This window comes from Vibrio sp. ECSMB14106, from assembly GCF_000972265.1.
In the GTDB taxonomy this organism is placed as follows: Bacteria; Pseudomonadota; Gammaproteobacteria; order Enterobacterales; family Vibrionaceae; genus Vibrio; species Vibrio kanaloae.
In genome coordinates this window covers 115,244-129,380 of record NZ_LAUM01000001.1, presented here as the reverse complement: position 1 = coordinate 129,380, position 14,137 = coordinate 115,244, and the positions used below count along the sequence as shown (strand labels likewise).

The 14,137-nt window shown below is 44.2% G+C and carries 9 protein-coding genes; 5 read left to right on the top strand and 4 right to left on the bottom strand.

The features are described 5' to 3' along the window. The first annotated feature begins 616 nt into the window (after nucleotides 1–616). The gene (gene rne, locus WR49_RS00550; protein WP_046222704.1) at nucleotides 617–3,736 is read left to right on the top strand and encodes a ribonuclease E; all 3,120 of its coding nucleotides are present in this window, start codon (nucleotides 617–619) and stop codon (nucleotides 3,734–3,736) included. Between the two features lie 258 nt (nucleotides 3,737–3,994). Then, entirely contained in the window at nucleotides 3,995–5,542 is a 1,548-nt protein-coding gene (locus tag WR49_RS00545) for a SulP family inorganic anion transporter (RefSeq protein WP_017054979.1), read from the top strand. A gap of 110 nt (nucleotides 5,543–5,652) precedes the next feature. Here the strand turns inward: WR49_RS00545 and WR49_RS00540 are convergent, their stop codons facing one another. Continuing rightward, nucleotides 5,653–6,102, bottom strand: coding sequence for a low molecular weight protein-tyrosine-phosphatase (locus WR49_RS00540; protein ID WP_017054978.1), 450 nt, complete (start codon nucleotides 6,100–6,102; stop codon nucleotides 5,653–5,655). An 84-nt stretch (nucleotides 6,103–6,186) separates the two neighbouring features. On the opposite strand from WR49_RS00540, the gene cobO reads away from it, so the two are divergent. Next, the gene (gene cobO / locus WR49_RS00535) at nucleotides 6,187–6,792 is read left to right on the top strand and encodes a cob(I)yrinic acid a,c-diamide adenosyltransferase (protein WP_017054977.1); all 606 of its coding nucleotides are present in this window, start codon (nucleotides 6,187–6,189) and stop codon (nucleotides 6,790–6,792) included. A 143-nt stretch (nucleotides 6,793–6,935) separates the two neighbouring features. Here the strand turns inward: cobO and WR49_RS00530 are convergent, their stop codons facing one another. The 3 genes from WR49_RS00530 to apbC all read right to left on the bottom strand — a co-directional run bounded on the left by WR49_RS00530 (nucleotide 6,936) and on the right by apbC (nucleotide 11,127). Continuing rightward, nucleotides 6,936–9,050 (bottom strand): AsmA family protein, encoded by a 2,115-nt coding sequence (locus tag WR49_RS00530; protein ID WP_046222703.1) that lies wholly within the window; start codon nucleotides 9,048–9,050, stop codon nucleotides 6,936–6,938. 108 nt (nucleotides 9,051–9,158) lie between these two features. Further along, complete coding sequence (gene udk / locus WR49_RS00525; protein WP_017054975.1) at nucleotides 9,159–9,800, bottom strand: uridine kinase; 642 nt, start codon at nucleotides 9,798–9,800, stop codon at nucleotides 9,159–9,161. Between the two features lie 247 nt (nucleotides 9,801–10,047). Then, on the bottom strand, nucleotides 10,048–11,127 hold the full coding sequence (gene apbC / locus WR49_RS00520; RefSeq protein ID WP_046222702.1) for an iron-sulfur cluster carrier protein ApbC: 1,080 nt from the start codon (nucleotides 11,125–11,127) through the stop codon (nucleotides 10,048–10,050). 157 nt (nucleotides 11,128–11,284) lie between these two features. Here apbC and metG point away from each other — a divergent pair, with 157 nt between their 5' ends. Then, nucleotides 11,285–13,345, top strand: a complete 2,061-nt coding sequence (gene metG, locus WR49_RS00515) for a methionine--tRNA ligase (RefSeq protein WP_046222701.1) — start codon at nucleotides 11,285–11,287, stop codon at nucleotides 13,343–13,345. 236 nt (nucleotides 13,346–13,581) lie between these two features. After that, the gene (locus WR49_RS00510) at nucleotides 13,582–14,061 is read left to right on the top strand and encodes a DUF1456 family protein (protein ID WP_046222700.1); all 480 of its coding nucleotides are present in this window, start codon (nucleotides 13,582–13,584) and stop codon (nucleotides 14,059–14,061) included. Nucleotides 14,062–14,137: the final 76 nt, after the last annotated feature.

Sequence of the window (14,137 nt, the reverse complement as noted above, 5' to 3'; positions counted from 1 at the left end):
CGCTATTGTATCACTGTCACTTTTGATAATTGAGATTTTCTTAAGCCTATTCCAAACTTATTTATCCAGAAGACCTAACACTCATTCCTTAAGTAGTGGTCAAAGTTTGATATTTCTTTGATTCTTCGAACAAAAAAGCACCAGGATTCGTGCAAATTGAAATATCAGTTGATAAATTATTTATAGACAGTGAGTTAGAGCTATCAAAACCCAAACAAAAACTGTTTTTTTTACCGCATTACTACAAAGCAGATTGCTGTGTTTACCGACCACTGCTATAGTTCACAGCTGCTATCAATGGTTTGATTAATATTTAAACAGCTAACCATTCATAAGCAAGTAAATGAGTAGATAACTCAGATTAGACAGTGCTGCAATCGGCGTAAGACACGGTCAACTGAGCTCCTTATCGCTCTACTCACGTAAACTCATGTTGAGTATTCACCGCCACATCGCGGATCATAGGTTAACTCCCTATGATGACTGACGTGCCCCAGAGCATCCCTCTCCAGCCGGGAGGCTGCACCGATAAAGCCATGGGATCTGGCACCATGAGAAACGAAATAAAGCGATAAGAACAATGATGAAAATAAGAAAAGACAATGAGAATTTCTAAATGAAAAGAATGTTAATTAACGCAACTCAAAAAGAAGAGTTGCGTGTCGCTTTGGTTGACGGCCAGCGACTGTTCGATCTCGATATCGAAAGTCCAGGTCACGAGTCAAAAAAAGCGAATATCTACAAAGGACGTATTACCCGTATTGAACCAAGCCTAGAAGCGGCATTTGTTGATTACGGCGCAGAACGTCACGGTTTCCTCCCTCTTAAAGAAATTGCCCGCGAATACTTCCCTGAAGGTTATACATACCAAGGCCGTCCTAGCATTAAAGAAGTGCTAAAAGAAGGCCAAGAAGTAATCGTACAAGTAGAGAAAGAAGAACGTGGTAGCAAAGGTGCTGCACTGACAACTTTCATCTCTTTGGCTGGTAGTTACTTAGTTCTTATGCCTAATAACCCTCGTGCTGGCGGTATTTCTCGTCGTATCGAAGGTGATGAACGCACTCAACTGAAAGCAGCATTAAGCACTCTTGAGCTTCCTCAAGGTATGGGTTTAATCGTGCGTACAGCTGGTGTTGGCAAAAGCGCAGAAGAGCTAGAGTGGGACCTGAATGTTCTATTGAACCATTGGGGCGCAATCAAGCAAGCTTCTGATTCAAATGCAGCTCCTTTCCTAATCCACCAAGAAAGTAACGTTATTGTTCGCGCAATTCGTGACTACCTACGTCGTGATATTGGCGAGATTCTAATCGACAGCAATACTATTTTTGAACGTGCACAAGCGCACATTCAATTAATACGCCCAGATTTCATGAATCGCGTTAAGAAATACGATGGTGAAGTACCACTATTCAGCCATTACCAGATTGAAAGCCAGATCGAATCTGCTTTCCAACGTGAAGTTCGCCTTCCATCTGGTGGTTCTATCGTAATCGACCCAACAGAAGCTCTGACTTCTATCGATATCAACTCTGCTCGTGCAACAAAGGGCGGCGATATTGAAGAAACAGCGCTAAACACCAACCTAGAAGCTGCCGATGAAATTGCACGTCAATTACGTCTACGTGATCTAGGTGGTCTTGTTGTAATCGACTTTATCGATATGACTCCGGTTCGCCACCAACGCGAAGTAGAGAGCCGTCTACGTGATGCCGTTCGTTTAGATCGCGCACGTGTTCAGATTGGTCGTATTTCTCGCTTTGGTCTCCTAGAGATGTCCCGCCAACGTTTGAGCCCATCATTAGCAGAAGCAAGCCACCACATTTGTCCTCGTTGTACAGGTACTGGTGTTGTTCGTGATAACGAATCACTAGCACTGTCTGTTCTACGTCTGATTGAAGAAGAAGCTCTAAAAGACAACACTGCGCAAGTTCTTGCTGTAGTCCCTGTTCCTATCGCTTCTTACCTATTGAACGAGAAACGTCGCTCAGTAAATCACATCGAGAAGAACCAAGAAGTTAAGATCACTGTTGTACCTAACTCTGACATGGAAACACCACATTTTGAGGTTATCCGTGTACGTGAAGGTGAAGAGTTCGATCTACTGTCTTACCTACTGCCTAACAAGCTAGAAGCTCTAAAAGAAGCGGAAAGCAAAGAACCAGCAGAACAGACTGTTCGTCCTAAAAAGCTCGAAGAGCCAGCTCTGAAAGGTTTTGCAGCTCCAGCTCAATCAGCACCATCTCCATCTTCGGATCCAGCACCTAAAGCGGTAGAGAAGAAAGCTGAACCAGCAACGACTCAAGAACCAGGCCTGATTGGTCGTTTCTTCAAAGCAATCGGTAGCTTCCTCTTTAGCTCTGCAGCTCAAGAAGAGAAGCAAGAAGCACAAGAAGAGAAAAAAGAAGAAGAAAAACCTAAAAACAATCGAAACAACGGCAATCGTCAGCGCCGTGATCGTAACGATAACCGTCGTCGCAACCAACGTGGTGAACGTAGCGAGCGTGGTGACAATCGTAACGAAAACCGTGACAACAAACGTCGTCGTAAGCCAGCTCGTGACGAGAAGCCTGAAGAGCAGAAAGAAGTAGCTCCACAGCAAAATCGTCAGCCTCGTAAGCCTAAGCAAGATCGTCGTAACAAACCACGCGATGAGCATAAGCAACGCGAAGAGCAAGCTCCATCTAAATTAGCAGAAGAAGGTCTACAGCTAGCGGCAGAAGCTCAAGCTGATAAACCAGAAGCGCCTAAGGCTAAACCTGAAGCGAAAGCGGCTAAAATTAAAGAGCGTCGTCAGCGTCGTAAACTGAACAAGCAAGTTCGTGTTAAAGACCAGCAAGCTCAAGCTGAAGATAATGCTTCAAAAGAGCAGGTTATTGCTAAAGAACAATCTGTTTCAAAAGAACAGTCAGTAGCTCAAGAGCAAAAAGTTGCGGAACAAGTAGAAGCAACTCAAGCGAATGCAGAGCAAACTGAACAGGAAGAGCCGAAACAACGTCGTAACCGTCGTTCTCCACGTCACCTACGTGCAAGTGGTCAACGTCGTCGTCGCGGTCGTGATCGTCGCCCTAACCCATTCCGCCTACGTAAAGGTGGTGTAGCTTCTCCAGAGATGGCGATGGGTAAAGTGATGCCTCGCTTCATTCCAAAACCTCACCACAAACAGGCAAAACCTGAAGTGGCTGAAGTTCAAGTGGCTGTTGAAGAGCAAACATCTGTTCAAGAACAGCATGCCGCTCTAGAAACTGCATCACAAAGCAACGCAGCAATGGCAGGCGGCTTTGCATGCCCTGAACTGGCTATGGGCAAAGTGATTATCCGTCGCGAAGAAGCTGCTGTTGAAGCTCAAGTAGCTGAGACTCCTGCTGTAGTTGAAGAAGCTCCAGTTTTTGAAGCACAAAAAGTTGAAACGCTTAAAGCTGAAAGTGTGGAAGTTGAACAAGCTCCGGTTGAAACTGTGAAAGCAGAAGAAGTCGTAGTTGAAGCGCCTAAAGCTGAAAGTGTGAAAGTTGAAGAAGCTCCTGTGGTAGAAGCACCAGCTTCAGAAGCAACACCAAAAGTGGCAGTCGCTAAGAAACAAGCGGGTTCACCAATGACTAAAGCTCCTGGTCCTCAAGAGATCAAAGAGATTGAAGTAATTGCAGCTCCGTTCCGCGCTGAGCGCTTTGTATCGAAAGGTGCAGGCAGTCAGGCAGCGTCGAACAAAGCTGGCGCGGCGATGACTAAGCCAAACTACTAGCGATTACTGATAGATAATCGCAAGTAAATAGAATCAAAGGCTGCTTATTAAAGCAGCCTTTTTCATATCTACTAATCGAATAAAAATTAACAGATATATTACTCAAAGTTAGGTTCAACCTTGAACTTAATCACATTTTTGGGTAGCATTCGCGCACTTATCTTTTCGACACTTCGCTATTGCCGCTCTTTTCCATCACTGTTTGGCTACGCAATACACCCGTGTCGGTAAATCCATCTTAAGCATAGCTGAGCAAACATGTTCGAATTCCCACAATTTTCAAAGCACTCTGTAAAGAATGACGTGCTTTCAGGTCTAACAGTAGCCCTAGCTCTGGTACCTGAAGCTGTAGCATTCGCCTTTGTTGCTGGCGTTGACCCAATGGTTGGTCTTTACGCAGCATTCATCGTAGGTTTAATCACTTCTGTCTTTGGCGGCCGTCCAGGTATGATTTCTGGTGCAACTGGTGCAATGGCCGTTGTAATGGTGAGCCTAGTGGCAACCCATGGTGTTCAATACCTATTCGCAGCCGTTATGCTGGCTGGCCTTCTGCAAATTGCAGCAGGTGTATTTAAACTAGGTAAATTTATCCGTATCGTTCCACACCCAGTAATGATTGGTTTCGTGAACGGTTTGGCCATTGTTATCTTCCTAGCTCAGCTTGGTCAATTTAAAGCGCCAGACGTAACAGGTGCGTTGACTTGGTTACCAAGCGGTCAAATGACACTGATGTTAGGCCTTGTGGCACTCACTATGGCTATCATCCACTTCCTACCTAAACTGACAACAGCGGTACCATCTTCATTGGTTGCTATTGTGACGGTAACGGCTTTGGTTGTTGGCCTTGATCTTGAAACTCGTACTGTTGTCGATTTCCTACGTACTATGTCTGGTGACGAAGCAGCAACACTAGCAGGCTCTCTACCAACATTCTCTATTCCAGCAGTGCCGCTTAGCCTAGAAACGCTATACATTATCCTGCCTTACGCCGTGATTCTCGCAGCGATTGGTCTAATTGAATCACTACTGACGCTAACCGTACTAGACGAAATGACAAACACTCGTGGTCAATCTAACCGTGAATGTGTTGGTCAAGGTATGGCTAACGTGACGTGTTCAGTCTTTGGTGCGATGGGTGGTTGTGCGATGATCGGTCAATCGATGATCAACGTAAACTCAGGTGGTCGTGGTCGTCTTTCTGGCATCGTTGCTGCCGTTGCACTACTGATGTTCATCCTATTCGGCTCTGCGCTTATTGAAATGATTCCTCTAGCAGCACTAGTGGGCGTCATGTTTATGGTTGTTATCGGTACGTTTGAATGGGCAACCTTCAAGCTTGCACGTCGCGTACCTAAGCAAGACTTCTTCGTTATCGTCCTTGTTACAGTTGTAACTGTAATGACGGATCTTGCGGTTGCTGTATTTGTGGGTGTTATTGCCTCAGCACTAATGTTTGCGTGGCAACATGCTAAGCATATCTACGCAGACACATCTGTAAACGGCAAAGGCTCTAAAGAGTACAAAGTTAACGGCCCAATCTTCTTTGGTTCAACGGCTAACTTCCTTGAGTTATTTGACGCATACAACGATCCACAAGATGTTATCGTTGATTTCGCCAATTCACGCGTTACTGACCACTCTGCTATTGAAGCGATTGATACGATTGCTGAGCGTTACGCAGCACAAGGTAAAACGCTTCACCTTCGCCACCTAAGCCAAGACTGTGTCACAATGCTACACAAAGCAGGTAGTTTGGTTGAATCAAACGTTGCAGAAGATCCAATCTACAAAGTAATGTCTAAGTAATCTTAGCCATAGCTTAAAGCTAGATTTAGGAAGGTCGACATTGAATGAATGCCGGCCTTTTTTATATCTGTGATTTACTGATGACTCAGATGCTTAATATAACTTAGACATCAGATCGAACGCAGAATCGGTTCACTGGACTCTTCAATTAAATCCAAAACCAATTCAAAGCCATTCCCTTCCCCATAATATGGGTCGGGTATCTCTTGATACTGCGACTCGCCAAAACTCAAAAACAGCGCAATCTTGTATTGCAGGTGCACTGGACATTGGCTCATTAAGTCGTCTAAATTGGCCCTATCTGCAGCGAGTATCAGGTCAAATTCTTCGAAGTCATTGTCAACCACTTTACGAGAAGTAATCCCCTTAAAGCTGTAGCCTCGCTCCTCTCCTGCAGATCTCGAACGCGAGTCCGGCGAGTTACCTTGATGAAAACCAATCGTCCCCGCAGAGTCGACCACAACGTCAATATCCAGCTGTTGAGCTTTCTTCCTTAGCACCGCTTCTCCTGTTGGCGAACGGCAAATATTCCCCATACAAACTACGAGTATCTTTTTCATCCCTAATCACCTGTTCTTCCGATGGTTTTTGATATCGTTAAGTTAGGCTATGATAGGTGCAATCACAACTTAAAAGGATTTGTTATGTCGACTGAAGACAACAAAGAACAACGCCACAAAGCAAGACAACAGAAAGTAAAAGAACAAGTCGATGCTCGTGTCGCTGCAGCACAAGAAGTAAAAGGCCTATTGTTGGTCATCACTGGTAACGGTAAAGGCAAATCAACATCAGGCTTCGGCACCATTACTCGCGCAGTGGGTCACGGTAAGAAATGTGCCGTTGCTCAGTTTGTTAAAGGCACTTGGGATAACGGCGAAAAGAACGTTCTCCAAAAACTCGATGTAGAGTTCCAAGTCATGGGCACAGGTTTTACGTGGGAAACTCAAAACAAAGCTCAAGATATCGAAGCCGCACAGCGCGTATGGAAAGAGTGTCAACGCATGCTGGCTGACGAGTCGATTGATGTAATTCTGTTTGATGAGCTAACCTACATGGTAAGTTATGGCTACATCGAACTCGATGAAGTGGTTGAGGCGTTGAATAACCGTCCGAAGATGCAGTCTGTAATCATTACAGGCCGTGGGGCTCACCGTACTCTAACAGAAATGGCAGATACGGTATCTGAAGTTCGTAACGTGAAGCACGCTTTCGAATCTGGAGTCAAAGCGCTACAAGGCGTTGACTGGTAATAGCCTTCAACCTGAAATCCCCGACTCGGTCATCTCCCCTATCGTCATTCCCTAGAGCGAGGGACAAGTATTATAAGCATCCAAACAAAAGCGCCATTCCTACAGTAGGAATGGCGCTTCTTTTCTATACGAGTTAGAAACGTTTAGTTAAAGAAACCTTTCAATAAACCATCTACCGCTTCTTTGGTTTTCTCGTCTTTGATCTTATCCGTTAGCTTGTTCACACCACGGTCAATCTCTTTCTGTGCTTTCTGTTTCAATACATCATCAAAAACAAGTGCAAATTTCGGGTCAGCCCACTGGCCAGTCACCTTAATTGGGATAGTCACATCTTTCAGGTCGTCAATGCTCTTACCGCCCTGACCTTCAAGCGAACCCACAATTGATGTACGAACAAGGAAATCGACCGTTTCATTAATGAAGTTCGCTTTACCTTGGCCAGTAACGCGCAGTAGTGGCGACTGTGCCGACAAGTCGTTCGTTGAAACCCAACCTTTGTCGACCTTCAGCGTCGCTTTCATTGCACTGAAATCCGTTTTTTGAGCTTCTCCTTTGCTTTCGACTTTTTCGCCTTTTATCTTGGCGTAGTTCTCTCGAATCAGTTGAGCAACGTTGATACCATTTACCGCACCATCTTCAAAGTTAATCACGATTGTGCCAACTAAGTTTTTCTTAATGCCAGTCGGAGTCAGGCTTTTACCTTTAACGTTAACATCGATATTACCGGTACCTTCCAGCGTATCGTTATTCGCAACATCAACCAGTAACGGTTGTACCTTCACGCCTTTGATTTTCTTCTTAGCCGTATAAGTCGCCGGTGTTTTACGTGCGTCTAACTTAGCTGTTGCAGAAATAGAGCCTTGGTAAAGGTTCGATGTGAATGAGGTTAGCTCTGCGATACCACGGTTAACCGAGAATGATGTTTTAACATTCTGCATTTTCGCATTGCTCGCCTTGAACTTATCAATCGTGATATCACCTTTCACGTCTAACGTTTTCAGAGCCGACAGATCAGGTTCCACTTCTTTCGCAGGTGCAGAGCTACCTGAGTTTGACTTTGAACCAGAAGGAGCCGTGCTCGCCGTTTCTGTTGTGTTACCTAGGCCTAAGAACTCATCAAGGTCGATGTTCGGGCTATGAAGAGAAAAACGAACCTTTGGAATTTCAGACAGGGTTACGTCAGCTTTACCATCTAGCGCGATAGAGTTTGCTTGCAGCTTTTCTAACACAAAGCTCAAATGGCTCTTCGTTAGATCAAAGGTCAAATCAGACAGCATATCGACTTTCATTGGAGACTGAGGAAGCGTGTCGCCTTTGAATGTTGAGTCTAACGTTAACCTGTTCAGTGTCACTTTTGAAATCGCGCTATCGACGATTAGTTCACCGCTACCTTTCAGGTCTAAGTCAAGACCTGATGCTTTACCTACCACTGCGTAAGTCAGTTGGCTTACCTTATCGAACTCAAATGTATCTAAACCAATTTTTGCGGAGTCAATTGATGTAGCAGGGTCATTAAACTTGGCGTTTAGATCAATATTGCGCAGCGCGTAACTCGCGAAGCCTTCCGCTAGTTTAAATTCAGAACTGCCGTTTGCAGAAAATTTCTGTTGATTGTTTTCGCCAGAAGCGGCAAAAGTCGCGGTTGTCCATGTATCTACTGCGAACTCAGATAAATTCAAAGACACATCGTATAACTTAGTGAATGAACCGGCTTGCTTGTCGTCCATTTCAAACAGTGCGTTTGAGATGGTGACACCTGCAAGATTGATCGTCCAATTAGAAGCTTCAGCCGCACTTTTTTCTTGAGGTACTGAGGCTGATTCAGCCGTTGTATCTACTACCGGCTCTGACTCTTGAGGTGCTGCCGCTTGTGTTAGTGCATCGATATTCTTACGGCCATCTTTAAGCGTTTCCAAATAGAACTCTGCGCCGTCTAGAGTAATGTTGCCAATCTCTAATTGATTGCTAAATAGCGGAGTAACCGAAACATCAACGCCAACGGTATCAACCTTAAATAAGTTCGGTTGGGTAAACCCTTCAGGATTACGTAATTCAGTTTGACCAAGTTCAAAGCCAATCGATGGGAAAAATTGCCAGCTGATATCGCCCTCGATCACTAGCTCTAGGCCGGTGTGTTTCTGGGCTTGTTCGACAATTAATGGCTTAAATTGGTTAGGATTCACTAACAACACTAGTGCCAGAACTGCTGCAATGACAACAAATACTGGTACGGCTACGAAAATGAGTAGTTTCTTCATCCGCATATTCCTTGCTTAGATTCCAAAAAGAAAGTGGCACTATAAAAGTGCCACTGATTCGGTAAAAAATAAAGCTAAGTGAGTCACTTAGGCTAAAGTTTTATTCGATTAAGACTTCAACAACTTCGCAATGTGTGCTTTTAACACATCAATCGCAATACGATTTTTACCACCACGAGGAACGATGATGTCTGCATGTTGTTTCGAAGGCTCGATAAACTGCATGAACATTGGACGCACTGTTTTTTGATATTGTTTAAGTACAGTATCCATTGTACGTCCACGCTCTTCTACATCACGTTTAACACGACGCAATAAACAGATGTCTAACGGTGTATCCATAAAAACACTTGCGTGCATTAGGTTACGAAGACGCGGGTCTGTTAATAGCAGAATACCTTCTAAAATGATCACTTTCTTAGGTGTAAGTGTAGTCGTTTCAGAAGTACGTGTGTGCTCAGTGTAACTGTATTCAGGAACTTCTACGGCATTGCCACTCATTAGCTGCTGTAGATGTTCACATAAAAGATCATGATCTAATGCATTTGGGTGATCGTAGTTAGTTTTAACACGCTCTTCCATACTCAAGTGACTTTGGTCGCTGTAATAGCAATCTTCCGTGATAACACCAATTTGATGGTCGCCTACTTTTTCGCGCAGCTCATTATAAATCGTACTAGCAATCAGACTTTTTCCTGAAGCTGAAGCGCCAGCGATACCTACGATGACACATTGATTATTATCAGACATTAATTTTGCACCCGATATGGTTTGGTGGTGGGAATAGATAAACTGCCTGATTATAGGGGCTAAACAACATAGATTCTAGTCGCCATTCTAGCTAATTGCAGGCAAATTGATGATATCAATGCATTTCATGAATACAATCGTTTGCTTTCAAACAGCTCCCTTATAACTATTTGCGCACCCCAACAATTATTTGTCCAACTTCAAACAGCTATGTTGGTAACCTAGATACTTTTTGCATTGATCCGCGCTATTCAACCATCGAAAAGTTAATCGCTTCTGGTCTCGCTTTTCCCGTCCAGAACATTTTCGCAGCGATATTTTCAGCAAGTTCTAGATAGTGACGCGTATGCTCACTATCCGGACGACGTATTACCGTCGGGCAACCTGCGTCAATGTCTTCTCTCACATCAATATGCAATGGAATTTGCGCCAAGATATCGAGGTGAAACTCTTCTGACATCGCTTCTGCGCCACCAGCACCAAATATATGCTCTTTCTCACCACAGTGACTGCAGATATGGTAGCTCATATTTTCTACTAGTCCTGCTACTGGCACACTTACTTTATCAAACATAGCGACACCTTTACGTGCGTCGGCTAATGCCAAATCTTGCGGTGTAGTCACCACAACAGCCCCTGTCACAGGAATCTGTTGTGACAATGTTAATTGAATATCCCCCGTGCCCGGTGGCATATCGATGACTAGGTAATCCAACTCTGGCCATACCGTTTCATTAACAAGTTGGCCTAATGCCTTGGCCGCCATTGGGCCACGCCAAATGGCAGCATCATCTTTCGATACAAGGTAACCAATGGAGTGAGTGAAAATACCGTGCACTTCAATTGGCATCATCCACTTGTTATTTTGAACTTCTGGTTTCGCGTCTAATTGGCCAAGCATCATCGGCACAGAAGGGCCATAGATATCTGCATCCAATAAACCCACTTTTGAACCAGACTTAGATAAAGCCAAAGCAAGGTTGACTGAAGTCGTCGATTTACCCACCCCACCCTTTGCAGATGTCACGGCGATGATGTTCTTCACGCCCTTCAATGGTGTAGCAACCGTGGTTTCTAACGCAGATGGCTGCACCTTCACTTGAAATTGGAAAGTACTCACAAGCTTTTGCTCAATCTGGGCATTAATCCAGTCTTCAAGATCAACAGCAAGCTGGTTGGCAGCGAAAGGCAATGTGATAACAAATGATCCACGGGGATCAACAGAGACGATATTATTTTGGTGTAACGCCCACTCGGGAATGAGGATAGGTGACTCGAACTCATTCAACCATGAACAGAAATCTTGCTTAGAAGTAAAGTTACGCATTGGGGCTCCTTTTTTTATTTATGCTATCACCCACGAGATGAAGACTGAACCCCTAAAAAACTAGGGGAATCCTTTGTCTGATACCTTGGCGTATCACACGTTATAAAGTAGTATTACCTCTCAAATTTATACCTATCAAAAAAGCGAATTATTAAGTATGGCAACTGATCCAAGACAACTTTTGGTAACTTGTGCGCTTCCGTACGCTAACGGCTCTATTCACCTTGGCCATATGCTTGAGCATATCCAAGCTGATATCTGGGTTCGATACCAGCGTCTACGTGGCAACACTGTAAACTTCATCTGTGCTGACGATGCTCACGGCACGCCAATTATGCTTAAAGCTCAACAGATGGGTATCACGCCAGAAGAGATGATCGCTGCTGTTAGTGAAGAGCACCAAAAAGACTTCGCTGGCTTTGATATCAGCTTTGATAACTACCACAGCACACACAGCGAAGAGAACCGTGAACTGGCTTCTCACATCTACCTAGAACTTAAAAAGAACGGCTTCATTTCTAGCCGTACTATTTCTCAGCTTTTCGATCCTGAGAAAGAGATGTTCCTACCAGACCGCTTCGTAAAAGGTACTTGCCCTAAGTGTAAGTCAGAAGACCAGTATGGTGATAACTGTGATAACTGTGGTGAGACATACAGCCCAACTGAACTGATTAATCCTAAATCAGCGGTTTCTGGCGCAACTCCAGTAATGAAAGATTCTGAGCACTTCTTCTTCGACCTACCTCAGTTCGAAAGCATGCTAAAAGAGTGGACTCGTTCTGGCTCTCTACAGAATGAAACTGCAAACAAAATGCAGGAATGGTTTGAGTCTGGTCTGCAACAGTGGGATATCTCACGTGATGCACCTTACTTTGGCTTTGAAATCCCAGGCGAAAAAGACAAGTTCTTCTACGTTTGGCTAGATGCTCCTATCGGTTACATGGGCTCATTCAAAAACCTTTGTGACAAGCGCGATGACCTAGACTTCGACGAATACTGGAAGAAAGACAGCACAGCTGAACTTTACCACTTCATCGGTAAAGACATCGTTTACTTCCACAGCCTATTCTGGCCAGCAATGCTTGACGGCGCGGGCTTCCGTAAGCCAAACAACGTATTTGTACACGGCTACGTAACGGTTAACGGTGCTAAGATGTCTAAATCTAAAGGCACATTCATTAAAGCAAGTACGTACCTAAATCACTTAGACCCTGAGTGTCTACGTTACTACTACGCTGCTAAGCTAAACAGCCGTATCGATGATTTAGACCTTAACCTTGAAGACTTCACTCAACGTGTAAACGCTGATGTAGTAAACAAGATCGTTAACCTAGCTTCTCGTAACGCTGGCTTCATCACTAAGCGTTTTGAAGGCAAGCTTTCTGCTGAATTTGCAGAACCAGAACTTTACAACGAATTCGTTGCTGCTGCTGAGCGTATCGGTGAGCTATACGAAACTCGTGAGTTCAGCCGCGCTATCCGTGAAATTACTGCACTAGCTGATAAAGCTAACCAGTACATCGATGAGAAAGCACCTTGGGTTCTTGCAAAAGAAGAAGGTAAAGAGCAAGAGCTTCAAGAAGTTTCTTCTGTCGGTATTAACCTATTCCGCGTACTAATGGCTTACCTGAAACCAGTGATGCCTGAGCTTGCGGCTCGCACCGAAGCTTTCCTAAACGAAGAACTAACGTGGGAAGGTGTTGCAGCGCCGCTAACTGATCACGAAATCACTAAGTTCAAAGCGCTATTTAGCCGCATTGATCCGAAGAAAGTGGAAGCCATGATCGAGTCTTCTAAAGAAGATGCTGCAGCTGAAGCGGCAGCGAAAGAAAAAGCAGAAGCCGAAAAAGAGCAAGCAAGCCAAACCGAGCTAGACAAAGAACCAATCGCAGAAGAGATTGAGTTCGATGCCTTCGCTGCAGTCGATATGCGCATTGCTCGTATCATCTCTTGTGAAGAAGTTCCGAAAGCAAACAAACTACTGAAGTTCCAATTGGACATCGGCGGTGAGACCCGCCAAGTATTCTCTGGCATCAAGTCAGCATACAAACCTGAAGAGCTAGAAGGCAAGCTAACTGTTATGGTAGCAAACCTAAAACCTCGTAAGATGAAGTTTGGTATGTCGGAAGGCATGATCCTAGCAGCTGGCCCTGGTGGCAGCGACCTATGGATCCTTGAACCACACGAAGGTGCTCAACCTGGTATGCGTGTAATGTAATTCTGACCTCAGTCAAGATAAAGCTGCACTCGTAGCGAATTAATCCCCAATGTAGCAAATGCATCGGGGATTTTTTATATCTACCGAATACAGGCGTTCTCTGTTAGAGTCGCCATCAACTATGCTATGTAGAGTGATGGTGTATCGACGTCCGTTTTTTCGGTAGCTATTTTTATCAGTAACAATGCGCGCGATCAAATCCACTTTACTCTCTAAACCCTTTTTAGGAACCTTCAGTGACTAACAACGAAATCTTGCGTCGTATTCAACACGCACTAAACCTTAAAAATGCACAAATCATTAAAGCTATTGAGCAAGCTGAGGTGACTGTTGCTCATGACCAAGTAATTAACTGGCTAAAAGACGACAATGACAAGTCATGCTCTAAGATGAAAGACAAAGAGTTAGCGGTATTCCTAAATGGTTTCATCAACCTTAAACGTGGTAAAAAAGAAGGTGCTCAACCTAAACCTGAAGTTGATCTAACTAACAACATGATTTTCATGAAGCTACGTATTGCATTAAACATGAAAGCAGAAGATGTACTGGACATATTAGAAGTCGTCGGCATTAGCTTGAGCAAGCACGAGGTTGGTGCGTACTTCCGTAAACCAGAAAACAAAAACTACAAGGTATGTGAAGACCAACTACTTTGTGATTTTCTAAATGGCGTCCAATTTACAAACCGCCCAGATTCAGAAGAGTTTGTAGCTTAAGTTACTAACATCCTCTCTTCAGAAATACAAAAGCGGCGAGATAATTTGATTATCTCGTCGCTTTTTCGTTTTCTTT

What these genes read in the sequence shown, in the direction of transcription:
- rne (WP_046222704.1), top strand. Translation starts at nt 617, where the DNA reads ATGAAAAGAATGTTAATTAACGCAACTCAAAAAGAAGAGTTGCGTGTC.
- apbC (WP_046222702.1), bottom strand. Translation starts at nt 11,127, where the DNA reads ATGCGTAACTTTACTTCTAAGCAAGATTTCTGTTCATGGTTGAATGAG.
- WR49_RS00530 (WP_046222703.1), bottom strand. Translation starts at nt 9,050, where the DNA reads ATGAAGAAACTACTCATTTTCGTAGCCGTACCAGTATTTGTTGTCATT.
- metG (WP_046222701.1), top strand. Translation starts at nt 11,285, where the DNA reads ATGGCAACTGATCCAAGACAACTTTTGGTAACTTGTGCGCTTCCGTAC.
- WR49_RS00545 (WP_017054979.1), top strand. Translation starts at nt 3,995, where the DNA reads ATGTTCGAATTCCCACAATTTTCAAAGCACTCTGTAAAGAATGACGTG.
- udk (WP_017054975.1), bottom strand. Translation starts at nt 9,800, where the DNA reads ATGTCTGATAATAATCAATGTGTCATCGTAGGTATCGCTGGCGCTTCA.
- WR49_RS00540 (WP_017054978.1), bottom strand. Translation starts at nt 6,102, where the DNA reads ATGAAAAAGATACTCGTAGTTTGTATGGGGAATATTTGCCGTTCGCCA.
- cobO (WP_017054977.1), top strand. Translation starts at nt 6,187, where the DNA reads ATGTCGACTGAAGACAACAAAGAACAACGCCACAAAGCAAGACAACAG.